The 23,025-nt window shown below is 47.4% G+C and carries 28 protein-coding genes and 1 pseudogene; 11 read left to right on the top strand and 18 right to left on the bottom strand.

The window, feature by feature from the left end; all coding sequences use genetic code 11:
- Positions 1-521 (bottom strand): annotated as a pseudogene (locus KNP62_RS14325) (glutamine--fructose-6-phosphate transaminase (isomerizing)); the annotation flags it as partial.
- Positions 522-934: 413 nt separating this feature from the next.
- Between KNP62_RS14325 and KNP62_RS14320 the strand changes: the two are divergent.
- Positions 935-1,270: a hypothetical protein gene (locus tag KNP62_RS14320; RefSeq protein ID WP_214786160.1), complete on the top strand. Its 336-nt coding sequence runs from the start codon at positions 935-937 to the stop codon at positions 1,268-1,270.
- A 29-nt stretch (positions 1,271-1,299) separates the two neighbouring features.
- Here the strand turns inward: KNP62_RS14320 and KNP62_RS14315 are convergent, their stop codons facing one another.
- Genes KNP62_RS14315 through KNP62_RS14285 form a run of 7 tightly spaced genes read right to left on the bottom strand, consistent with a single transcriptional unit; the run spans position 1,300 to position 4,805 of the window.
- On the bottom strand, positions 1,300-2,043 hold the full coding sequence (locus KNP62_RS14315) for an endonuclease/exonuclease/phosphatase family protein (RefSeq protein ID WP_214786158.1): 744 nt from the start codon (positions 2,041-2,043) through the stop codon (positions 1,300-1,302).
- 32 nt (positions 2,044-2,075) lie between these two features.
- Positions 2,076-2,546, bottom strand: coding sequence for a hypothetical protein (locus tag KNP62_RS14310; protein WP_214786156.1), 471 nt, complete (start codon positions 2,544-2,546; stop codon positions 2,076-2,078).
- Positions 2,533-3,051: a hypothetical protein gene (locus KNP62_RS14305; RefSeq protein ID WP_214786154.1), complete on the bottom strand. Its 519-nt coding sequence runs from the start codon at positions 3,049-3,051 to the stop codon at positions 2,533-2,535. The genes KNP62_RS14310 and KNP62_RS14305 overlap by 14 nt, the downstream gene beginning before the upstream one ends.
- A complete protein-coding gene (locus tag KNP62_RS14300; RefSeq protein ID WP_214786152.1) occupies positions 3,030-3,500 on the bottom strand; it encodes a hypothetical protein in 471 nt (156 codons plus the stop codon). Before KNP62_RS14300 ends, KNP62_RS14305 begins: the two co-directional genes overlap by 22 nt.
- Positions 3,484-3,933 (bottom strand): hypothetical protein, encoded by a 450-nt coding sequence (locus KNP62_RS14295; protein WP_214786150.1) that lies wholly within the window; start codon positions 3,931-3,933, stop codon positions 3,484-3,486. The genes KNP62_RS14300 and KNP62_RS14295 overlap by 17 nt, the downstream gene beginning before the upstream one ends.
- The gene (locus KNP62_RS14290) at positions 3,934-4,362 is read right to left on the bottom strand and encodes a hypothetical protein (RefSeq protein ID WP_214786148.1); all 429 of its coding nucleotides are present in this window, start codon (positions 4,360-4,362) and stop codon (positions 3,934-3,936) included.
- A complete protein-coding gene (locus KNP62_RS14285) occupies positions 4,362-4,805 on the bottom strand; it encodes a hypothetical protein (protein ID WP_214786146.1) in 444 nt (147 codons plus the stop codon). The genes KNP62_RS14290 and KNP62_RS14285 overlap by 1 nt, the downstream gene beginning before the upstream one ends.
- A 206-nt stretch (positions 4,806-5,011) precedes the next feature.
- Between KNP62_RS14285 and KNP62_RS14280 the strand changes: the two genes are divergently transcribed.
- The 7 genes from KNP62_RS14280 (at position 5,012) to KNP62_RS14250 (ending at position 10,261) form a co-directional block, all read left to right on the top strand.
- Entirely contained in the window at positions 5,012-5,722 is a 711-nt protein-coding gene (locus KNP62_RS14280; protein WP_214786144.1) for a GntR family transcriptional regulator, read from the top strand.
- 153 nt (positions 5,723-5,875) lie between these two features.
- On the top strand, positions 5,876-6,223 hold the full coding sequence (locus KNP62_RS14275) for a PTS lactose/cellobiose transporter subunit IIA (RefSeq protein WP_214786143.1): 348 nt from the start codon (positions 5,876-5,878) through the stop codon (positions 6,221-6,223).
- Positions 6,220-6,528: a PTS sugar transporter subunit IIB gene (locus KNP62_RS14270; RefSeq protein ID WP_224863627.1), complete on the top strand. Its 309-nt coding sequence runs from the start codon at positions 6,220-6,222 to the stop codon at positions 6,526-6,528. The genes KNP62_RS14275 and KNP62_RS14270 overlap by 4 nt, the downstream gene beginning before the upstream one ends.
- A 15-nt stretch (positions 6,529-6,543) precedes the next feature.
- On the top strand, positions 6,544-7,950 hold the full coding sequence (locus KNP62_RS14265; protein ID WP_214786141.1) for a GH1 family beta-glucosidase: 1,407 nt from the start codon (positions 6,544-6,546) through the stop codon (positions 7,948-7,950).
- A 12-nt stretch (positions 7,951-7,962) separates the two neighbouring features.
- On the top strand, positions 7,963-9,291 hold the full coding sequence (locus KNP62_RS14260) for a PTS sugar transporter subunit IIC (RefSeq protein WP_214786139.1): 1,329 nt from the start codon (positions 7,963-7,965) through the stop codon (positions 9,289-9,291).
- A gap of 74 nt (positions 9,292-9,365) precedes the next feature.
- Entirely contained in the window at positions 9,366-9,692 is a 327-nt protein-coding gene (locus KNP62_RS14255) for a hypothetical protein (protein ID WP_214786137.1), read from the top strand.
- Positions 9,689-10,261, top strand: a complete 573-nt coding sequence (locus tag KNP62_RS14250) for a hypothetical protein (RefSeq protein ID WP_214786136.1) — start codon at positions 9,689-9,691, stop codon at positions 10,259-10,261. Before KNP62_RS14255 ends, KNP62_RS14250 begins: the two co-directional genes overlap by 4 nt.
- 68 nt (positions 10,262-10,329) lie before the next feature.
- Here the strand turns inward: KNP62_RS14250 and KNP62_RS14245 are convergent, their stop codons facing one another.
- From KNP62_RS14245 to KNP62_RS14215, 7 genes are all read right to left on the bottom strand, one after another.
- Positions 10,330-10,575 (bottom strand): hypothetical protein, encoded by a 246-nt coding sequence (locus KNP62_RS14245; protein ID WP_214786134.1) that lies wholly within the window; start codon positions 10,573-10,575, stop codon positions 10,330-10,332.
- An 87-nt stretch (positions 10,576-10,662) separates the two neighbouring features.
- On the bottom strand, positions 10,663-12,015 hold the full coding sequence (locus tag KNP62_RS14240) for a GH1 family beta-glucosidase (RefSeq protein WP_214786132.1): 1,353 nt from the start codon (positions 12,013-12,015) through the stop codon (positions 10,663-10,665).
- A 24-nt stretch (positions 12,016-12,039) separates the two neighbouring features.
- Positions 12,040-12,969: a carbohydrate ABC transporter permease gene (locus KNP62_RS14235; protein ID WP_214786130.1), complete on the bottom strand. Its 930-nt coding sequence runs from the start codon at positions 12,967-12,969 to the stop codon at positions 12,040-12,042.
- 3 nt (positions 12,970-12,972) lie between these two features.
- Complete coding sequence (locus KNP62_RS14230) at positions 12,973-13,872, bottom strand: carbohydrate ABC transporter permease (protein WP_015880663.1); 900 nt, start codon at positions 13,870-13,872, stop codon at positions 12,973-12,975.
- A gap of 57 nt (positions 13,873-13,929) precedes the next feature.
- The gene (locus KNP62_RS14225; protein ID WP_214786128.1) at positions 13,930-15,231 is read right to left on the bottom strand and encodes an ABC transporter substrate-binding protein; all 1,302 of its coding nucleotides are present in this window, start codon (positions 15,229-15,231) and stop codon (positions 13,930-13,932) included.
- A gap of 202 nt (positions 15,232-15,433) precedes the next feature.
- Positions 15,434-16,447, bottom strand: coding sequence for a LacI family DNA-binding transcriptional regulator (locus KNP62_RS14220; RefSeq protein ID WP_214696925.1), 1,014 nt, complete (start codon positions 16,445-16,447; stop codon positions 15,434-15,436).
- A 146-nt stretch (positions 16,448-16,593) separates the two neighbouring features.
- Positions 16,594-17,466, bottom strand: coding sequence for a TetR/AcrR family transcriptional regulator (locus KNP62_RS14215; protein ID WP_214786126.1), 873 nt, complete (start codon positions 17,464-17,466; stop codon positions 16,594-16,596).
- A 164-nt stretch (positions 17,467-17,630) separates the two neighbouring features.
- On the opposite strand from KNP62_RS14215, the gene KNP62_RS14210 reads away from it, so the two are divergent.
- A complete protein-coding gene (locus tag KNP62_RS14210) occupies positions 17,631-19,127 on the top strand; it encodes a DHA2 family efflux MFS transporter permease subunit (protein WP_214786124.1) in 1,497 nt (498 codons plus the stop codon).
- Positions 19,128-19,272: 145 nt separating this feature from the next.
- Positions 19,273-19,896 carry a glucosaminidase domain-containing protein gene (locus KNP62_RS14205; protein ID WP_214786122.1) on the top strand — a complete coding sequence of 208 codons (624 nt, stop codon included), beginning with the start codon at positions 19,273-19,275 and terminating at the stop codon, positions 19,894-19,896.
- A gap of 198 nt (positions 19,897-20,094) precedes the next feature.
- Here KNP62_RS14205 and KNP62_RS14200 read toward each other — a convergent pair whose 3' ends face one another.
- Together KNP62_RS14200 and KNP62_RS14195 are read right to left on the bottom strand one after the other, a co-directional pair.
- Positions 20,095-21,108, bottom strand: a complete 1,014-nt coding sequence (locus KNP62_RS14200; protein WP_214786120.1) for an ABC transporter permease — start codon at positions 21,106-21,108, stop codon at positions 20,095-20,097.
- Positions 21,101-21,829 carry an ABC transporter ATP-binding protein gene (locus KNP62_RS14195; RefSeq protein ID WP_214786118.1) on the bottom strand — a complete coding sequence of 243 codons (729 nt, stop codon included), beginning with the start codon at positions 21,827-21,829 and terminating at the stop codon, positions 21,101-21,103. Before KNP62_RS14195 ends, KNP62_RS14200 begins: the two co-directional genes overlap by 8 nt.
- A gap of 171 nt (positions 21,830-22,000) precedes the next feature.
- Here KNP62_RS14195 and KNP62_RS14190 point away from each other — a divergent pair, with 171 nt between their 5' ends.
- Positions 22,001-22,600, top strand: coding sequence for a TetR/AcrR family transcriptional regulator (locus KNP62_RS14190; RefSeq protein ID WP_214786116.1), 600 nt, complete (start codon positions 22,001-22,003; stop codon positions 22,598-22,600).
- Between the two features lie 40 nt (positions 22,601-22,640).
- On the opposite strand, the gene KNP62_RS14185 is transcribed toward KNP62_RS14190, so the two are convergent.
- Positions 22,641-23,024 carry a hypothetical protein gene (locus tag KNP62_RS14185; protein ID WP_214786114.1) on the bottom strand — a complete coding sequence of 128 codons (384 nt, stop codon included), beginning with the start codon at positions 23,022-23,024 and terminating at the stop codon, positions 22,641-22,643.
- Position 23,025: the final 1 nt, after the last annotated feature.

The raw sequence follows: 23,025 nt of genomic DNA, 5'->3' as shown, positions 1-23,025 counted from the left end.
GGTGACTTGTTCTTCCCGATATAGAGGCGCTCTTTGTCCTCTGAGTCGATCATCGCGATCGCGTATGAACCGTGGAGGTCCGAGAGCGTTTTGCGGAACTCCGCCTCGACGTCGCCGAGCTCGACGAAGTGCTTCTCCATGAGCTGAACGATGACTTCCGTATCCGTCTCTGAAAGGAACGCGACGTCGAGTGTGGCTTTCAATTGCTCGTCGTTCTCGATCACGCCGTTATGCACAAGCGTGAAGCGTCCTGTCGTACTTTGGTGCGGGTGGGCGTTCGGTACGCTCGGTACCCCGTGTGTCGCCCAACGTGTGTGACCGATTCCGATTGTTCCTTCGGCGTCAGCCGGTACGATGTCACGGAGTGCTTGGATTCGCCCCACTTCTTTGAACGTACGAACGTCCTCGCCGACTAAGGCAATCCCTGCCGAGTCGTAGCCGCGATACTCGAGCTTTTCGAGCCCTTTCAATAAAATCTCTTTCGTTCCAACTTGTCCGATCATCCCTACGATTCCGCACATACAAAACTCTCCTCTTTGTTTCGATTTCTCGAAAAAGGAAACGGGCTTTTTAGAGTGATGTCATCAAGTCTCGCTTTGTCCGTCCGGTCACCCGAACGCTTTAGCAAGACCCTCTCAGTCGTGACACGCGACTGGAAGGCATCCGCCGAATTCCTCGATCACCTTCGTCCTCGTCAACTCCATAGAGTTCTGGCGCTTCTATTTCATATCCAGCCGTTTCTCCAGATACGCCTTCATGCTATCGAGTACAAAAAGAATTGGATAGAGCAATTCAAAAAAATGTCGCTGAATACTTTTTTACCGTTCATGTAAAAGTCACCACTTTCACTAAAAAGCCATCCGTTCACCAGGTTTTCGAGTATGGTTAGAACGGGCATGATACAAGTAACGAGTAAAGAAATGAGGGGAAACACATGGGTGGAATCTTCCTGTTGATCGGCATACTGTTATCCGTCTTATCCAGGTGGCTTGAATTTGAAGGGAACAGCACGTTAGGGGATGTCATGTTGTTTCCTGCGATTTTCTTTATGGCTATGGCATTCTTCTGCAGTTTTCCTTACTTTAAAGAATGGTGGGATGACCGCTCCACCCGCAAGAAGGCACTTTTGTTCATAGTCTTTGCCGCAGTTGGCATCCTTTGTCTGCAAGCTGCTTTCTGGTTTGTTGTTTGGCGCGATCAATGGCTCGGGCTTCTTTTTGTCATTCCGTTCCTAGCATGTGCAGGATTCATCGCGCGGCTGTTTAAATAAAAAAGGACGCGCAACAGCACATCCTGCTTTTATTTCACGATGAAATCGGCGACAACCCCGTAATGATCACTCGGTATAACGTCCGTACTCGTTCGTACGTCTCCAAATACATCGACATGCTGAACCCCGAGTTCACTCCATTCCGAACGGAACAGAATCCAATCATATCGTTCAGGTTGCTCGAGATGAGAGGATTGTAGGTACGGGTTGTGCTTTACGTCTAACGTCGCCCGTGGCTCTTCCTCAACAAACGTCGTGACGTCTAACCACCTTGCATCCGATAAATCTTGATAGATGGCAGATTGAGGATGATCATTGAAATCTCCACATAACACTTCGACCGACTTCTGGCATCCTTTACTTAACCATTCTTGAACCGCCACCATCTGATGTTCTCGAATCGAAACGGACCGCCAATTCAGATGCACGTTCGTGATGCCCCATTCGTGACCGCCCCACTCAAGCGTCACTCGTATCGCACAAAAGTTAGACTCTTCCACGTCACTTTCCCAAATCGCTTCAACTGAACCAAAAGGAACTTTACTCAAAAAAGCGAGTCCTTCGTCCAGTGAGTCAGGATAAGGATGAAAGACGCAGAACGGATAGCCTGTCGCTTCCGCAATGTCATGAGCCACACTGCCCTGCTCATAAGAACGGACTTCTTGCAGTACAACCACGTCCGCGTCGATCCGTTTCACTTCTTGGCAAATCGCTGCGATTCGCTCTCGCCATAACGTTTTATGGTTCCAAATATTATATGTCGCAATCCTCACTTTATACTCCTACTTCCTTTTCGACAGAGCCGTCACACGCTCCCCCATTTTTGTTCTTCTCTTAATTCACGTTCCGTGACATAGTTTTCATCGAGACGAACCCTATGACGTTCGTACAATCGATGGATCATCATCAAGATTGGGATGAGTACTGCAATCGTTATAAAGAAAGCAAGTGTCGAAATCTGTTCTGTAACGGTGAAGTATAAAAAGACGATCACAAATGGGTACGTAACTAAACCGGTGATCGAGTTCCAATGCGCGAGTCGTTTCGCTTCTCTCGATGTCAGATAACGCTTCTTGATCGCCTCTCGGTCCCACGTCTTCTTCCATGCAGGTAATGCTGCGATTGTCGAAATTAACAACACACCTACCAACGACATCCAACCTTTCTCTACAGCGAAGAAAAGCATAAGTGCGAGTGCCCCGCTCATCATACCCACAGTCCATTTCCCCGATCCATCAAATGCCGTCAACTCTCTCATCTGCTCACGCTTGTTCACGACGTTGCTCCTTTTCGTATTCGCGGACCTCACGAATTGCTTTTAAATCTTGATCCGTCAAATAGTTCTCATCATAAGACTGAATGACGCGGTCGAACCGCTTCGCCAAGTATTCAATCCCGAAAAACGTCAGCTGGGAAAGGAGAAACATTCGGAACGATTGTGTGCTCGTCGCTTCACTCGTGAAGTAGAAGAGCCCATAAATCCCGACACCCGTCAAAGCGAGCGTGTGCGCCATCATTTTGAACGATAAGAGGTTACGCGCCGTTTGATTCTTCACGAAACGCAGCCACATCTGATATCGAACAAAGATACCTGTTAACACGACAGCGAGTACCGCATATAGCGTCCCGGTGATCACGCCGTCCGAGAGTGTCCAATACGAGGCGTAAATCAAAAAACTGACAACGAGTCCGATTCCGATGATTCCGACACCCCATCCGGTCCAGCGATCTACTTTTAAAATCGTGTCGATTTGTGACTTTACTGTTGGTGATGGTTCCATACGTCCTCTCCTCCTTCTAACACCTCTTCATATGTCGGTAGTTCTGACTGATGCGCATGGATGCGCTCTTCCCATTTCTTCTCTCGATACGATTTCGTCAACCCCCAAAGGGCCACTACCCCACCGGCGAGGATGAAAGCATCTTCGTTTACATACATCGGGATGAAGAGCACAAATAAAGAAACGGCACCAATCCAACAGTCAATGAGTCGATAGCGTAACACGCGAGCGACCGCTCGATGTTCGGCAAAATGGCGAATGACTCGATATTCCATGTATCCTTTATAAGCCATACCCATGGCTACGACCAACATGACCGGGATGACCCACGTCGCCTGTGTCCGTAACATCACGATGAATGAGACCAAGAAGATGACGAGTACGGGCCAACCAAAGAACCGCTCGAACTGTTTGGCATGCGTTACGGTGAGTTCAAATGGACGATTCATGTGAGACCCTCCCTTCAATCACCTCTTCATACGTCGGAAACCCTGGTTCAATCTGTTGGAGTTGTTTTGTGAACCATTTCTGCCGAAGCGGACTGAGTACTCCCCATATCCCAAAAAAGAGACCAATCATGAGACCAAATTCTGTCGCTGTCAGCAGGGTCACCATGAGTGTCGTCAACAAAATCGCATCCACCCATTCGAATACGTATTGGAATATAAGCATTCGATGCGCCTTCGGATGTTTTGTCATTCGCCACATGATGCGCATCTCTTTATAGCCCATTACGACGATGATCACGGAGACCGACCCCATGATGGGAATGAGCCACATTTTCTCTAACAAGAGGGCGACAATGACGGCCGTGACATACAGAATCAAGATGGGTACGGCATACTGTCGGATCCGTTGCATCCACTTTACGTCTTGGTCCACCTATATCGCCTCCTTGTCTACATGCATATACGCCATATCTTGTCGTTTCGTCTGTGTCTCCACGTTCCATGTCCATAACATTGCGCCACTGATGAAGGCCGTGACACACACATACGCCACGTTTGATGTGAACAAAAATTGATGATTCAATGCGAGAAAGAAGGCAACACTATTGATTCCGTCCCGAACAAGTTGGCGACGAAACAATCCTTTCAACTCTGGTTCAAATCCTAGACGCATCCGATAACGCTTTACATATAACATGTTCAGCGGAATGAGTGTGCAGGCGATATACAGCACGCCCCACATAAGGTTATCTGTCCATAAGCTGATCGGAAGCATCAGTACGAACAATGTTCCAAACAAACCGAAGATCCATTGGTCAAATAAATGTTTCCAAGCTTTTTCTTGCGTCATCCGTTCATTCATCATTTTTGTCGCTCCTGATCCAACTGGTTTAATAATGGAATCCGTTCAGTTAACTTCTTGTGAAATATTCGCGACACTTGATCGCTCACCACTCCCCACACGAGAAGTCCAATCATTAAACTCAAACTGTCATATTGAAAGATGAGAAGAGCTGAAATGAGTGAGATAAGCACACCTGAGCTAATCAAATCATAAAGGAGGTTCCACTTCAGTAATCGTGTTACACTTCGATCATTCATGTGCGTACGACGTATCCAATACTTCTTCACGTCTAATCCAATCATGGCGCTGCCAATCAAGATAAATGGGAGAGTCAGCCAGACGTGACGTCCGAAGAACGAGAGGATAAATGCAGTCACAATAAACGTAAGCAGTGCATAACCGACCCGAAGATGCGACTTCCGCCATGCAGTTTCTTCTGTATACCAATGTGTCTCCGTCAAATCGAGCACTCCCTCTCTTCATCGTTGTTTACTCCTATATACGCACTCTCTTCCTACATTGTTTCATATTTTCCGAATATTCTAGTATTGAATCGTTCGACTTTTTTCAACAATTGACGAATGAAACGTATCCGCTTACAAAGGTTATCTGCTATACTGTTAGCGAATTCATTCCTACAAATTTTTCATGAAAGGTGTAGAACTGTATGTCTCCGAAATACAAGCAAGTCGCAAGTCAGATTGAAGCAGACATTGTTAATCACGTCTACCAACATACAAATAAACTATTAACTGAAGACGAGTACGCCAATAAATATGGTGTCAGCCGTAACACCGTCCGGAAAGCGATTGAGATTCTCGTCAACAAAGGATATGTCTATCAAGTCCAAGGAAGCGGCGTCTTCGTCCGTGACCATTACAATAGCGATTACATCAACCTTGAAAAACTTCAAGGTCTCACGAGTGACTTCAGTGGCCGGAAAGTCGAGACACGCGTCTTACATTTCGAACAGACGGTTGCAAACGATGAAGTCGCAGAACGTATGAAGTGCCCGATTGGGACACTCGTCTACTTCGTGAAGCGTCTACGTCTCGTCGATGACCATCCGTTCTCGGTGGAAGATTCATACTTCCGAAAAGAGCTCGTCATCTACTTAGACGAGAACATCGTCCAAAAGTCGATTTATACGTATTTACGAAGTGACCAAAAGCTCGCCATCGGATTCGCCGACCGAGTCATTTACGCAGACTTTTTAGATTCTGAGTCCGCCGATCTGCTCGACTTGAACGAGAATGACCCAGCCTTGATTGTCGATAACACCGTCTATTTAACAAATGGTCAAATCTTCGACGTCTCTCGTTCCATCCATCATTTTAAACATGTCAAAATGCTCAAAGTCTCGAACATCAAGTCCTAAACGCGCCCGAGAGATGCTTTTCTCGTGCGCATTTTTTTATGCATTTTTTCGAAAAGTAAGGGTTTACACGAAAACGCTTTCGTGCTACTATCAACATGTAGAAAATATTTGTACCTATGAATTTTAGTTATCCATACAAAAAGGAGAGATACTATGGTTTCTGAAACAATCGAAATCTCACCGGAAGATATTTTCGGTCTCATCGCCCTCTCGGGTGACGCCAAAGCGAGCTACCATCAAGCGATGCTCCTCATGCAAGAAGGAAAAAAAGAAGCAGCCGAGGCAGCAGTCGTTGCTGGTGACGCAACATTAAAAGAAGCACATGCGATTCAAACGAAATTCGTCACGCTCGAAGCACAAGGTAAATCGGCAACAGTCGGTGTCCTCATGGTGCACGCGCAAGATCACTTGATGAACACAATTCTCGTTAAAGAAATGCTTGGATATATGATGAACATGCAAAACGAAATCAACGAATTGAAAGGAATGGATCAAAAATGATTAAAATCGGACTCTTCTGTGCAGCAGGTATGTCAACAAGTATGTTAGTAGAAAAAATGAAAGCGGTTGCCTCTGAGCGCGGTATCGAAGCTGAAATCGCAGCATACCCAGAATCAGAAATGGAAACATACGTTAACAACATCGACGTTGCACTTCTCGGACCACAAGTGAAGTACCTTCTTTCAAAAGGGAAGCAAATCTGTGAACCAAAAGGTGTTCCAATCGACGTCATCAACACAGTCGACTACGGCATGATGAACGGTGCGAAAGTATTAGACCACTCATTAAAACTTGTAAATAAATAAACTGAGGTGATGACTTTGAAAATGCCTAAAGATTTCTTGTTCGGCGCTGCTTCGGCCTCTTACCAGGTCGAAGGCGCATGGAACGAGGACGGGAAAGGCCTCTCGAACTGGGACGTCTTCTCGAAAATTCCTGGTAAGACATTTGAAAACACAAACGGCGACGTCGCAGTCGACCATTACCACCGTTATAAAGAAGACATCGCGCTCATGGCGGAGATGGGACTCGAATCGTATCGCTTCTCGATCTCATGGCCACGCGTCTTCCCGAACGGTACGGGTGAAGTGAACGAAAAAGGACTTGAGTTCTACAACAACTTGATCGACGAATGTTTGAAACACGACATCGTCCCATTCGTCACACTCTACCATTGGGACCTTCCACAAGCACTTGAAGAAAATGGCGGCTGGAAGAACAAAGAGACGGTTGACGCATTCGTCCGTTTCGCGGATACTTGCTTCCAATCGTTCGGTGACCGTGTCAACCACTGGATCACATTCAACGAAGCGGTCATCTTCTGCTCACTTGGATACTTAACAGGCGCACACCCGCCAGGCATCGAAGGCGACGTCAAAGGTTATTTCCAAACGACGCATAACGTCTTCGTCGCTCACGCCCGTGCCGTCGAGCTCTTTAAACAAAACGGTCACACTGGCGAAATCGGGATCACGCACGTGTTCAACCCGGCGTTCAGTATCGATGACGCAGAAGAGAACAAGTTTGCCGAAATGCATGCGAACGCTTATGCGACACATTGGTTCTACGACCCGATCTTAAAAGGTGAATATCCAGAGTACGTCGTGAACGGTCTGAACGAACAAGGTCTTCTCCCTGAAATGACAGAGGAAGAACTCGACGTCTTGAAACGTACCGCTCCGATGAACGACTTTATCGGTCTCAACTACTACAGCCCGCAGCGCGTCATGAAAAATGACTCAGCGCTCGTCATGGCTGGTGGACGTGAAAACTCGACAGGTCGCCCTGGTAACCCATCGTTCGATGGCGTCTATAAGACAGTCAAGATGGACGACAAAGTGTACACGAAATGGGATTGGGAAATCTCACCGGAAGCGTTCCTCGATGGGATGCACATGTTAAAAGATCGTTACGGCGACGTCAAAATCTATATCACAGAGAACGGTCTCGGTGATGTCGACCCGATCATCGACGGTGAAATCATGGACACGCCACGAATCGAGTACATCGAAGGTCACCTTCGTGCAGTCAAACATGCTGTTCAACAAGGCATCAACGTTGCCGGTTACTACGCTTGGTCTGCAATTGACCTTCTCAGTTGGTTGAACGGTTATAAGAAACAATACGGCTTCATCTACGTCGACCACAACAACGGTCTCGAACGGAAGAAGAAACAGTCGTTCCACTGGTATAAAGAGATCATCGCCACGCGCGCTGAAGACCTATAAGGAGGTTCCCCTATGAGCCGCTTAGAAAGAGTATTTGAAAAGTTCACCCCTGCTTTTGTTCGCTTCGCGAACGCCAAGCCCGTCCTTGCGATTAAGGACGGGTTCATCCTCACGATGCCGATGACCATCATCGGGTCGCTGTTCCTTCTCATCCTGGCGTTACCGATTCCAGGTTGGGCTGACTTCATGTCAGGTCTATTCGGGGCAGACTGGTCACTCCCGCTCACGCAAGTCGTCGGTGCGACGTTTGACATTCTTGCTTTAATCGGTGTTTTTGGAATCGCTTACTCGTACGTCAAGAACGAAAAGATCGAAGGGGTACCGGCTGGTATTCTCGGAATCATCTCGTTCCTCATCATCACACAAGCTTCTGTCTTGTCTGAATCTGGGGAATTCGTCGGTGGCGTCATTCCAAAAGTATGGACAGGTGGACAAGGTGTCCTCGCTGCCATCATCGTCGGATTGACAGTTGGATTCATCTACTCGCAGTTCATCAAACGCGGGATCAGCATTAAAATGCCAGACGGTGTACCGCCAGGCGTATCGAACTCATTCTCTGCACTTGTTCCTGGTTTGGCAATCATCTCGCTCGCCGTTGCAACGTTTGCGATTTTCCAAGCGGTTGCAGAGCGTACGTTCACAGAAGTCATCTATGATGTGCTTCAAGCACCACTTCAAAACTTGACAGACACACTCGCTGGAGCCGTTATCATCATGGTGCTCATGTCTGTCATGTGGTGGTGTGGGATTCACGGTGCTGCAATCCTTATGGGAATCATGGGACCACTTCTCACAGCGAACGCGCTTCAAAACCAAGCCATCCTCGATGCAGGTGGTACGCTTGTCGCTGGTGAGAACGCAAAAATCGTTACAATCCAGTTCCTTGATGTGTTCACGAAACTCGGTGGATCAGGGATCACAATCGGTTTCATCATCGCGACACTGATTGTCGCACGTTCGGCACACTTGAAGCAGCTTGGTAAGTTATCACTTGCGCCAAGTATCTTCAACATCAATGAGCCGGTCATCTTCGGGATGCCAATCGTCTTCAACCCGATCATGTTCGTCCCATTCGTTGTCGTGCCAGCCATCGCTTCATTCATGGTTTACTTCGCCATCCTTTGGGGTTGGGTCGAGCCGTTCAACGCCCTTCAAGTACCATGGACGACACCTCCAGTCATCTCTGGATTCTTGATTGGTGGATGGCGTGCTGCGCTCTTACAGATTGCAACGATTGCCATGGCCGTTGCGGTTTACCTTCCGTTCGTCCGCATTCAAGACCGTGTTTCGTACGGTGAAGAATTGAAAGCACAAGAGGGTTCTGATCAAGCATCAGCCTGAAACAAAAACGACAGCCCTTCTCATTAATGAGGAGGGCTGTTATATTTAGGGAAAAGAGTTAAGGAGTTGGAAATTTGAAAGCATACTACCCTTCTATATTCGCTGTCATCGCTGGTCTGTCCGGAGTAATCGGACTGGTCTTTCAATCGGTCTACCCAATTATGTTGTCTCCCGTCTTTTTACTTATCGCGGGATACTCTGTGGTACATATGAATAAGCAGAAAACAACCGTCCGAAATTATACAGCGAGCTTTATGATCTTATCGAGTGCCTCCCTTGCATTCGGTCTTGGCTTCCAATCCATCATCCCGTACGCCATGCTCATCGGGATTGCGCTACATATGGTATGTCTAATTGCGGCGTTCATCGCGCTCGGAAGGTATCGGACGCACGTCTCATGAAGGTTGTGAACGGACTCGGTTGGGGCGCGTTGATTCTAGCGCTCGCTCTCACCCCACTACTTGCCGTCGACTTGATTCTCATCTATTTACTTGATGACACATCGTTCCCGATCCTATCGACGCTTGCTATGCTCGGTTGTTTCTATCTGCTCTCGACCACCTTGAGCTTCTTTGTCGATGGTCTAACGGGAGCCCTCCGTTCACTTCTTCATGTGCATGTACCGCGTCTATTCGATACGATTCTTCATGGAATCGTGAGCGGCATCAGTCTATACGCCGTACTCTCCTTCTTTCCATCCATCGATTTATCTACGTTCACCGTGATGGCGATTCTATTCGTGCACGTATTCGGTACATCGTTTTGGCTCAATCGGGAAGATTCGAAAGAAGATGTACCTTCCGAACTCGATTTGATCGATCAACAGATCGTTCACCTGTTACGTACGGAAACAATCTTTTCCTGCGTCGAACGCATACAGAGTGATTACCCGGAATTACCGAAGCGGGATGTGTTGAAACGGGTCAGACGGATCAGTCAATCTAATCAAGTCGCCACCAGCGAATCGTGAGATGTACCTTGGTGTTTAGTGGTGACCTAATATAAACAAATGCCAGCCCTGTATGAGGTGCTGGCGTTTTACATATCTTCTTTTCGGAGTGAGTATCCATCGACTTCCAGCAATCGCATCCGTCTCTGGTCAATCGCAGCATGGACAATCACGGTGACGCCCGGGTTGAGTTCCATCATCTTCTTGATTTTTCGTAAGTCGTCCCCTTTGATCTCGATCGGCAAGACGAACTCCCCTTCTCTCAAGTGAATAAATTTAATTTTCCCTTGGTCGTCATATCCCATCACTTCGTATGTCGAAAACTCTCGTTTCATGAACATCCCTCCCCTTCTTACAGTTCCCGTAACAGATACATTGCACACAAAAAAATCCATCCCCGTAGCGGCAGGGATGGATGCATGTTACGCCTCGACGCTATCCGCGTGTTTGGCTTTATGGTCGGCGATGACATCGGCATACCACTTCGCACTATCTTTCCAGATACGCTCTTGTGTCTCAAAGTCGATATAGAGGATTCCGAAGCGCTTCTCGTATCCGAAGCTCCATTCGAAGTTATCCATGAGCGACCAGAGGTAGTAGCCTTGAATGTTCATGCCTTCATCGTTCAAGTCAGAGACGGCTTCGAGGTGCTGGCGGACGTAGTCGATCCGATTATCATCATGGACTTCGCCATTTTCCAGCACGTCGTCAAATGCGGCACCGTTCTCTGTGATGTAGATGGGAAGGTCAGTATACTCGGCGCGTAAACGACGGATCAGGTCTTTGAATTCGTTCGGGGCGATATCCCAGCCCATGCCCGTCTTCTCATAGTCCGAGTAAGCGTCTGCCTTCAAGAAATCGTTTGCTGCGTTGAACTCGACAATGCCACGGCTGTAAAAGTTGATTCCGAAGAAATCGCAAGCTGTCGAGATCGTCTCCATATCACCCGATTGGATGAAATCGAAGTTATGCACATATTTGGAGAACAAGTTCATCATGTCGACCGGATACTGGCCTTTGAAGACCGGATCGAGGAACCAGCGATTCGAATACCCGTCGGCATTGTTCATCGCAAGGCGGTCATTCGCCGAATCCGTTTTCGCGTACATCGGTGACAAGTTGAGCGTGATGCCGATCGGGGTCGTGGATGTCATCTCTCGCTTCAACAACTCGACCGCTTTTCCGTGCGACAACAAGATGTGGTGCACGGCGCGTACCGCTTCGTTCATGTCACGATGACCCGGTGCGTGAACACCGACGTGGTAGCCGAGGAAGCCGGCACACCAAGGCTCATTGTGGGTAATCCAAGAGTCGACGATGTCATCAAGCTCTTCAAAACAGACTTTCGCATAATCGAGGAACCAGTCGACCGATTCACGGTTGACCCAGCCACCTTCTTCGTGAGCCCACATCGGAAGATCCCAGTGGTAAATCGTGACGGCTGGTTTGATTCCTTCTTCACGGAGACGTAGTGCCAAGTTTTTGTAGAACGCCATTCCTTCTGGATTATACTCTCCCTTGGCAGGGAAGATTCGTGGCCACGCGATGGAGAATCGATACGTGTCGACACCTAGCTTTTTGATGTGCTGAATGTCTTCCTCGTAACGATGGTAGTGGTCACATGCGACATCGCCGTTATGCTTTTCAAACACGCGCCCGTCGATGTCACAGAACATATCCCAGATCGAAGGAGTGCGGCCTCCTTCGTTATGTGCGCCTTCAATTTGGTACGAGGACGTGGCTGTCCCGAATACGAAGTCTTTCTTAAAATGCATAGTGTTTTCCTCTTTTCTCTATATTTATTCTTTGACAGCACCTGCCGAAATACTGCTGACGATGTACTTCGAGAGGAACAAGAAGGCAATCATGATCGGTACGACCGAGATCGCGATTCCTAGGTAAAGCGAGCCAAGGTTCTCTGCGACTTGTGATCCTTTCAAGAAGCCCATCAAGACAGGCAACGTGTATTTCTCAGGAGAGAATAAGAGGACAAGTGGCATCAAGTAGTTGTTCCACGAGCCGATGAACGTGAAGATCGACATCGTCGCAATCGCTGGCATCATCATTGGGAGCGCGATTGTGTGGAAAATACGCAACTCGCTTGCACCGTCAATCCGTGCCGCTTCAATCAAGCTGATGTGAAGCGTCGCTTGCGTGTACTGACGGATGAAGAAGACCGTGAATGGTGTCGCAATCGCTGGGACAATCAATGGAATGAACGTATCGAGAATACCGAGTGTCTTCGAAATCTCATAGAATCCGATGAGTCCAAGTTGTGCAGGTACCATCATCATGACGAGCATGAAGATGAACATCGCATTTTTCCCTTTGAAGTTATAGAACGTGAATCCGTAAGCCGTAAGGGCTGAGAAGTAACCTGACAGTACCGTAACCGATACAGAGATAATCAAGCTGTTCTTGAATCCGTTCCAGATGTTGATGTACTCACTAAGCGTCGCATAGTTCTCTGTGAGCGCTGTTCCCGGAATTAGTGAGAACCCAGCCATGATTTCTCCATTCGTCCGTGTCGCATTGACGATCATCATGAGAAACGGAATGAAGCAGACGATTGCTAGGAGGATGAGTACTGCATAGATCAAGCCTCGTACGACACGTTTATTCGTTTTTTTCTTTGAAGGAGGCGCCATTTTTAACGGGCGCTCCTCTTTTCGTTTCGGCTGCGCTTCGCTATCTGGAAGCATACGCCGCGATTCTGCATTTTGTTCCATTGCTTACGCCCCCTTCTGTGTCGCGCGCTCTTTGCGGAACATACCCTTGAAGACGACCGCTGAGAAGATGAGCGTAATCAAGAATAGGCCGTAAGCGACTGCTGACGCATAGCCATAGTTGTTATATTTGAAGGCTTGGTTGTATAAGTAAAGCACCATCGTATTCAACGAACCGTCTGGTGAACCAATTCCGTCTGTAATCAACATCGGAAGATCGAACAATTGGAGTCCACCGATGAGCGACGTGATCATGATATAGAGAAGGATTGGTTTTAGGAGCGGCAATGTCACTTTCGTGAACATCTGCCAACGGTTCGCACCGTCGATGTGAGCGGCTTCGAAATAATCTGTCGAGATTCCCGACACCCCTGCCATGACGATGATGAAGGAGTGACCGAACCACATCCATGTCAAGATAAGTGAAACGGATAACTGTGCCGTCACTGGTTCTGCCAACCAGTTGATCGGATCTGAAATCAAGCCGATTTTCATCAACACCATGTTGAGTGAACCGTGCTGCCAGTCGAGCAAAATACCGAACAAGAGCGCGACCGAGCTGATCGTGATCAAGTTTGGAAGATAGAAGAACGAGCGGAAGAACGAGAGTCCTTTTAACTTCAAGCGAAGATCCGAGAAGATGAGTGCTAATAAAAGTGCCAACCCGATCTGCAAGACGAAGTTAATTCCCCAAATCTTGATGGTGTTGAAAAACGCCTCGATAAAGTACGTATCCGTCAACAACCGTGTATAGTTCGCAAACCCGACAACTTCCTCACCAGGACTCCCCGTATAGTTCGTGAAGCTATAGTAAAGTGTTAAGAGAACCGGATAGATGCTGAACGTCAAGAAGACGACCCAGAACGGGGCGATGAACAGATAGCCGTAACGATCTAGTTTTTTCACGTGTATTTCTCCTTCCATAAGAACCGAGGGGGGAGTTCCCCCTCGTGTTGGTCATCGTCAGTTTACTACGATGTCTGGGTAAGCGTTTTTCGCTTGTTTCTTGAATTCTTCAATCGCTTCTTCTTTTGACTTCTTACCTTCTACGTATTGAAGGACTGATGCTCCGTAAAGCGTATCGAGCTGTTGGTCGTATTTCGTGACGATTCCTGGTGTGATTTCATCCGCTTCATCGAGGAAGAACTCATAGTTGTTCTGTCCACCGAGGAACTCTTCACTGAAGTCGTCTTTGATTTTGTCTGTAACTGGGTTGAAGGCAAGTACATCTCCTGTTTCTTGTGCCCAGTCTGTCAAGAACTCTTCATCTTGCGTCATGAGTTTGACGAAGTCGTAAGCTGCTTCTTTATTTTTCGATCCTTCATAAACACCGAGCCATGTACCACCCCAGAAGTATGGGCTTGGTCCGCTTGTGACAGCCCAGTCACCCGCAGTTTGCTTCGCGTTTTCTTTCAATACAGAGTGGAGACCCCATGTTGGGAGGACGTATGAGAAGACTTGTGTCTCTGTCTCTTTTCCGTTCTCTTTTACTTTGATTGGCTTATCCATTCCTTCGAACCAAGATGGTGACCATTCTGGTGCGAGAGCCGTGTATTGATTCTCACGAAGTTCTTTTGCATAGTCCATGTAGTTGATTTTATCTTCCGTTAAGACGAGTTCGTTTTTATCGTTGACCCACGCTTCTGGGTTTGCTCCTTGTGAGAACCAACGGATGGCACCTTCGTCTGGGAACATTTTATATCCTTTTTGCTTCATCTTCTCCGCAACTTCGAAGACGCCGTCCATCGAGCTCATCATTTCGCCGATTTCAGTTGGGTCATCTGTACCGAGTACTTCTTTTGCTAAGCTACGTTTGTAGTAAATTCCACCTGGTGTCGTTTGCCATGAAAGAGCGCGAACGTTTCCATCCTTGTCTTTTCCAAGATCAAACACGTAAGGGACATAGTTGTCTGCAATTTCATCAACGCTATATGGTTCGTCCGAAAGATTTTCCCAATATCCAGCGTCTACCCATTGTTTGAGGAACGCGATTTCTCCTGTGAAGACGTCAGGTGCGCCAACGCCGCTTTCAAGTGCTGGCTTTAATTTTGTTGGATAGTCAGCGATTGGAACGATTGTCAATTCAACTTTGACACCGTTTTTCTCTTCATATGTTTTAATTGGTTCTTTTAATTCGTCCGTAAACGACCAGACTTTTAAGACGTCATCTTTTGATTCTGAAGCTCCGCCTTCGCTGTCTGAGCAACCGCTCAAGACGCCAACTGAAAGTGCTCCGAGTGTAAGTAAGCTGACTAATTTACGCATGTGTTGTTCCCATCCTTTTTATAAGTAGTATTAGAAAGCGCTTGCAAAAAGAGGTAAATAATTGTCGAAAGCGCTTTCGGTTTATCCGAAATAAAATATCGAAAGCGGTTTCGATTTTCTCTAAAAATGACTTTCGAAATCGCGCTCCCCTCTCCATCCGCTGAAGAAAAGAGAGCGACTTCGAAATATCATTGGCTATAAATCACTGTTTGACCGGCGCACAAGATGCCCGTTCTACTAAGCGTACCGGAATGATGCGACGTTCGGTGAGTCGCTCTTTCGCGGTCATTTGTTCAAGTAAAAGTTCTGCTGCCGCTTCCCCGATTTCATCCGTATCTTGGCGAATCGTGGTCAGTTTCGGCGTAATGTATTGGATCATTTCAATGTCGTCATATCCGATGACAGAGATGTCATTCGGGACGTGAAGACCGTGTTCGTGAATCGCTTCGATGACGCCGATTGCCATCTGATCCCCGGCCACAAAGACAGCGGTCGGTTGATCGTCTAATTCAAGCAATCGTTCCATCGCTTGCTTGCCTTCCTCAACCGAAAAGAAGCCGGCGTTGACGAGGTAGCCTGGTCGAATCGGAAGGTTCAACTCTTGCATCGCAAGTTCATATCCTTTGATCCGTGCCGCTCCAGCGTCAATCGTCTCATCCCCAGCGATGTGGGCAATTTTTCGATGACCGAGTTCATAGAGGTAATTCACAGCGAGACGTGCCCCTTCGATGTTGTCGGAATAGACGACGCTACAATTGGCGCTGTCCATATCGACGACGACGATTGGGATGTCGCTTCGCATGAGCTCCTGAACTTGCTCATCCATTCGGTCCGAGCAGATGACGACGATGCCGTCGACCGCACGGTGTTTGAAGTGTTCGAGATAACTCATGTCACGATTGCGCAGGTTACGCGAGGCGAAGATCAAATCATAGCCTTGCTCCTCTGTCGCGTGACGAAAACTTTCGATGATCCCGTTGAAGAACGGGTGCTTCATCCCAACTTCATTCGCCTCTGAGAACATGACCCCGATCGCCCATGATTTTTTCGTCGATAACGACTGGGCATGTGCGTTCGGCAAGTAGTCCATCTCAGCAGCGGCTTGAAGAATCTTTGCTCTCGTCTTGTCGCTCACGTCTTTGTAGTTGTTCAACGCTTTGGACACTGTCGTGATTGAGAATCCTGTTTTTTTGGCTAAATCATAAATCGTACCCATGTTATTCTCCTCTTCCCGAAAGCGCTTTCGGTAATTTGATTGTAGCGCATGAATTTGTAGGAATCAATTCTTTTTCGAGGAAACTTTTTGATTCTTTTTTCCATTCCTTGTTTCTTCTATATTACTGCATCGGGAAATTTTTGTCCTTAATGTGTCCGTGTATACAGCCAAACGAGATTCGTAAACTTTTGGACTTCCGTCTCGCCTGTCACGCCTTTAAATAGACGCTGAAACGGCTTCAACAATTGCTCTAAGACAATTTTCCGAAGGCGTTCTTGTTTCAGTTCATGTGAGATTGCATCGAACAAATCTCGTTGTTCTTCCGTCATCTCGACATGCTCTTCGATGCGAGCAGCCATCTCAATCAATTCTTCAATCGTAATGAGATGTTTATCTGTCGTTCCACGCATTTGCTCGACCGTGACCGGGTTCAAGACGTGCTCCCCTGTCTCTATCATTCGTGCAGCAATCAGTTCTACGTACGCATATAAACTCCTTACGACTTTTTGAGGAGAGTAAGCGGCATTCGTGATCCGGTTCGTGAACAAGATATGTTGCAACATTCCGTTGAAGAGCACCGTCAATTCCATCGAATACGGTCTGACAGCCTCTCCGATGATTTCCGTCAAACGCATCGCAATCCATTCAATTTCATAAATGCGATGTTGAAGTACGAGTTTCTTCAGTTCATTCTCGTTTGACGACATGATCGATTCAAATAACGCGTGCAAGTTCCGTTCTTCGTTCAATTGAATCAATATCGAGATTTGCTCGATAAAGACATCACGATCTCGTTTGTCCCGTCCCATCTGCATCTCAATCCGGCGCTGTCCTGCATCATATCGTAAGTTCTCGAGGATACTGGCCACGCAATCCGTCTTCGATGAGAAGTAGTTATAAAACGTCCCTTTTGAGATATTGGCACGGTCGATAATCTCTTGCACCGATGTGTGTTGCACTCCATTTTCGATGAAGAGAGACATGGCAATATCTGCGACTTTTCGCTTTTTCTCTTTCATTCTCTTATGACTCCGTTCTATCTAATTTGTACCTTTACTATAGCACCGAAAACCATTTTAGACTAATAGTACAAAATGGTTGCTTTATTTATACAACGGGTATAAAATCATTTCATCGACACTTACCAACACATAACTATTTAGAAAATAAAGGAGCCATCCATATGAAACCAGAATTCCAAAAGAAACCGCCTTACGTCATGTTGGCGGTCCTCTTTGCGGGTGCGTTTATCGCATTTTTAAACAACTCATTACTCAACGTCGCGCTCCCATCGATCATGGTCGATCTCGAGATTGCAGACTACTCGACCGTACAATGGCTTGCGACAGGCTTTATGCTCGTGACAGGTGTACTCGTCCCGGCATCCGCCTATTTAATCACTCGTTTTTCTAACCGAAGCTTGTTCATCACCTCGATGAGTATCTTCGCCATCGGTACGGCGATCGCGGCCTTCTCGCCAAACTTTGGCTGGTTGTTGAGCGGTCGGATGATTCAGGCCGTCGGAGCCTCCACGATGGGGCCACTCTTAATGAACGTCATGCTCGTCAGCTTCCCGCGTGAAAAACGGGGGATGGCGATGGGAATCTTCGGGCTCGTCATGATCTCGGCACCTGCGATTGGACCGACACTCTCGGGTTATATCGTCGAGTACTATGATTGGCGCGTCTTATTCGAAATGATTTTACCGCTCGCCATCATCGGTCTCGCGCTCGCTGTTTGGAAAGCGGAGAACGTCATGGTCCAAAATAAAGATCAGTCACTCGATTACTTGTCACTCGTCTTATCGACGCTCGGATTTGGCGGGATTTTATATGGTGTCAGCTCGGCAAGCTCGGACGGCTGGGACAACCCAATCGTCTTGGCGACGATGATTGTCGGTGCCATCTCGTTGATCGCATTCATTTATCGTCAGCTCCATATGGAAAAACCATTGCTCGACTTGCGTGCTTATAAGCATCCGATGTTCGCACTCGCGTCAGTCATTGCGATGGTCAACGCGGTCGCGATGTTCTCCGGTATGATTTTGACACCGGCGTACGTCCAAAGCGTTCGTGGCATCTCCCCACTCGATTCAGGGCTCATGCTTCTCCCTGGTGCGATCATCATGGGAATCATGTCGCCGATCACAGGGAAACTGTTTGACCGATTTGGACCAAAATTATTGGCACTTACCGGATTGACAATCACCGCCGTATCGACGTACATGCTCGCAAACGTCCAACTTGACTCGACCTACACATACATCGTCTTAACGTACACGTTGCGTATGTTTGGGATGTCAATGGTCATGATGCCCATCATGACTAATGGATTGAACCAATTACCGACTCGCCTCAATCCGCATGGAACGGCTATCAACAACACGGCCCAACAAGTATCTGGTGCGATTGGTACGGCAGTTCTAGTCACTATTATGAATTCGGTGACACGCGCAGAAGCTGAATCATTGATGACAGGCGTCGATCCTGCGACGCTCACAGAGAGCTCGATGGGTGCCATCACTCAGCAAGCCCTCTTGTCTGGGATTCAATACTCGTTCTACGTCGCACTCGGGATGAACCTCTTGGCACTCGTCCTTGCGTTCTTCGTAAAACGAGTGGATGTTCGTAAGTTTGATGATCAAGTAGAGACCGTCGAAGAATTGAAACAAGCGAATTAATATTAGGAGAAAGCCGTTCTGAATAATCGATTCAGAACGGCTTTTTAATTTCTCATTTCCTTCATGCATAAATATGAAATTAAATTTTAATACATATATGGTATTATTTCTCAATGGATAGGATTCGTTTAGGAGGGTACATATTATGAAAAAAGTGTTCGGCTTTATCATTGTTGTTCTTCTGGTCACTTCATCTTTCGTCTCGACTGGATCAATCGTTGAGGCGGCCCCAAAGAAGCAGAATCGTGCTATCATGGGAGTATCGGCTTTGACTCCGCAACAAATGGCGGATTACGTAAAACAAAAGAATCCTCGTAATGTCCGGCTCGCCAAAACGTCTGTCGAAGATTTAGCGAAACTCTTCGTCATCATCGGCGCAAAAGAAGGTGTCCGTGGTGATGTTGCGTTCGCACAGGCGCTGAAAGAGACAGGGTATTTCCGTTATGGCGGCGATGTCCTTCCAAAGCAGCATAACTACTCAGGGATTGGGACGACTGGGAACGGCGTGAAGGGACACTTTTTCCGTTCACCACACCAAGGCGTAACCGCTCAAATTCAGCATCTAAAGGCATACGCCTCAAAAGATGCGCTGAATATGACAAAAGTCGATCCACGCTTCCACCTCGTCAAACGGGGCTCTGCGACGACTTGGCCATCACTGCATCGAAAGTGGGCCATGCAGCCAAAAGGAAATTACGGGAATGAGATTCTTTCGATTTATCAAGAAATGTCGAAAACACCGAAACGTGTCGCTAAAGCAAAACGATGAAGAAATTTAGGGGTGAAAGAACGTGACGTGCAAACAAGTTAGACTCGCGAGCGGAATCGCACTATTCGTGACCGGCGTGATGTTGTTACTCAAGCGCTAATGAGCATTTCGGGCAATTGTCCGAGTGCTTTTTTTGTGGATAAACAAAAAGCCATGGCGCTCTATAAGTACCACGGCTTTCGCTAACGTTTATTTAACTCAATGTCCTCTGTATTTTCCGAGCGCCCGCATGTTTAAGAGATACAAGACACCTGCATAGAGAATCAATCCGAGTAAATACACCCAGATGCCTGAGAAGCCACTTCCGTAGACCATCACTTCCTTGATTGCCGTCGCCCCGTAAAAGATTGGCATGACGTAACTCAAGTTCCCGAGACCATATGGAATCAAGTCAAGTGGGATGAGTCCCGAGAAGAATACTTGCGGGATGATGGTAAACGGAATCATCTGCACGACCTGTAATTCCGAACGGGCAAACACCGAGATGGTCGCTCCGAAGAGCACCGCCGTACCCGCCATGAGTAGCATCGTCAACATGACCCACGCCATATTCCCAAGAGAAGACAAACCGAGCACATAAATCGAATAGAGTACGATGAAAATTGACTGAACGACCGCAAACGTCCCGTATCCGAGCGTATATCCTAAAATGACTTGTCCTCGCTTGATTGGAGTCATTAAGAGTCGTTCGAGCGTACCCCCACTGCGTTCTTTGACGAGCGCCATCGCAGATAGGATGAACACGAAGAAGAACGAAAAGAGAGAGAGGAAAACGAATCCGAACGAATCGAATGTGGACTGGTCTTCTTCCCCATAGACGAATGACTTGTCAATCTCGGCTGCGGGGTTGAGTGTCGTCAACGCATCCTGAATTTCACGAACGGCTTTCGACGACTTCGTCGACGGCTCACGTAATGTGATGGTCGTTCCTGCTTGATCCATTTCAAAGACAGCATCGACGCCTTCATTGTCTTCGATGTATGCTTTCGGATCATCGAACGTTACTTGTTCCACCTCGAGCGTCTCATCTTCAAATGCATTGACGAGCTGTTCTGGTGCGTTGTCATCAAGGACGACAGTTGGCACGTAATCCGAGTCACCGAGTAAGAAGTAGACGAGTGTCAAAATCAGAAGCGGTGCAATCAAGATCAAGGCCACACTTCGTTTATCATTCAACGTTTGGAAGATGACACGTTTCGCTAAGTTACGCATGACCATCCACCTCCTCTTTTCCAGCAATCAAGAACAATTCTTCCACGCGACCATTCTCGGTCTGATCGAGCAAGTCCTGTACATGGTCATAGGCAATCAACCGTCCATTGTAAACAAGCGCGGCACGGTCGCACTCGAGCACTTCATCCATGACGTGTGTCGAGACGATGATGGTCGTACCCTCTCTCCGAATCACTTGAAACTGATCCCAAATTTGACGACGTAAAATCGGGTCAATCCCGACTGTCGGTTCATCGAGGAACAACACATCTGGCTTATGCAAAATGGCAATGGCTAATGACAGACGTTTTTTCATCCCTCCTGAAAAATTACGGACGAGTTTATGTCGGTCGTTCGTTAAATCGACAAGGTTGAGCACTTCGGTGATCCGTTCCTGGAGCGCTTTTTTTCCTAACTTATAAATTGAACCGAAGAAAGCGAGGTTCGCCTCAGCCGACAAGTCTTCGTATAAGCCATCGTTTTGCGGCATAAATCCGATTTGCTGGAGCATATCCATGTTTGGCATTTTCGTTTCACCGATGTGGACACTTCCTTTGTCCGGTGCGAGGGCGCCGATCATGAGTCGGATGAGCGTCGTCTTCCCCGATCCAGAGGGTCCGAGCAAGCAGCAAATCTCACCGGACGGGATCGTGAAGTCGATGTTGTCGATGGCGAGCTGGTCACCGAATGACTTGTCGACGTGTTGCAGTTGAATGTTCATGCTTATCACTCCTTTTCGGCGCCTCATCGTGTATACTCAAGATAATCGACACCGTGTTGGTTTATAAGTTCAGTATAGACCTGGTTCACAGTAGCAACAATCGTCAATATCAAGCATCGTGTCGGTTTTCCGACAGATGAACTTCATGTGTTGAGGAAAAGGAGAAATAATATGGAACAAACCGATTTACGCGTCATCCGGACGAAGAAATTGATTAAAGATGCCTTCTTCAGCCTTATCGAAGAACAAGGATTTGAAGCCGTCACCGTCAAGCAATTGACCGAACGGGCCGGCATCAATCGGGGCACCTTTTATAGCCATTATGTAGATAAGTTCGAGTTGATGGAGAAATGTGTCGATGAAATTTTTGAGGAAGCCGAACAGAAATTGATTCATCATCTCCCGCACATCTTTGGAGACGAGCGAACTGACAACTCCTATCATTATCTCGTCCCGTTCATCCGCTTTATCGAAGACAATCAAATCATCATGAAACCGCTCCTCGGACCGAACGGAGACCCGACGTTCCAGGCAAAACTTCGAAAATTTATGCAAGCTGCCTTGTTCCAGCGCTCGCCTGTAACCTTGTTTAATCCGAATAAGATGATGGTGCCGCCTCCATATCTCGTCGCCTATCTTTCTTCGGCTCACATGGGCGTCATCTACGAGTGGTTGAACAATCCGTCTTCGGAAGAAACGGCGGAAGACATCGCCCGCATCATCTATACGATCACATTTGAAGGACCGCTCGTCGCCGGTGGTGTGAAGTGAAACAATTAAAGCCTCACGCACACGTTGCGAGAGGCCCTTTTTACGGAATGCGAACATGCACATGCAAGTTCCCATTCTCTTCAGTTGTCGTCTGGTATGCGTTCTGTACTGCCTCTAAATCATGCCACGCGACACGATATGACTTTCCTCGCATCCCTTCAAACTCGAAGGCGAGATGTTGTAAATCCGACATACCTAGGATACGGTCAAACGGTCTACCTGGACCATCCCATTCTAGTTGGTTTGCTGAATCCTTTATCACGAGGTCGAGTCCATGCATCACTTTTTCTTTGATCAATTGTCCATCCGCCGCAACACGCATCCCGTCTTGAATATCATGCATCCGACACGATTCGATATCATCAAACGGGATGGTGATTTCATCCCCGTTCGCAAAGTGAAGCGTGATTGTTTTTACGATCATC

The organism is Exiguobacterium sp. s183, assembly GCF_018617655.1.
In the GTDB taxonomy this organism is placed as follows: Bacteria; Bacillota; Bacilli; order Exiguobacteriales; family Exiguobacteriaceae; genus Exiguobacterium; species Exiguobacterium aestuarii_A.
This window is presented reverse-complemented; position numbering and strand designations above follow the sequence as displayed.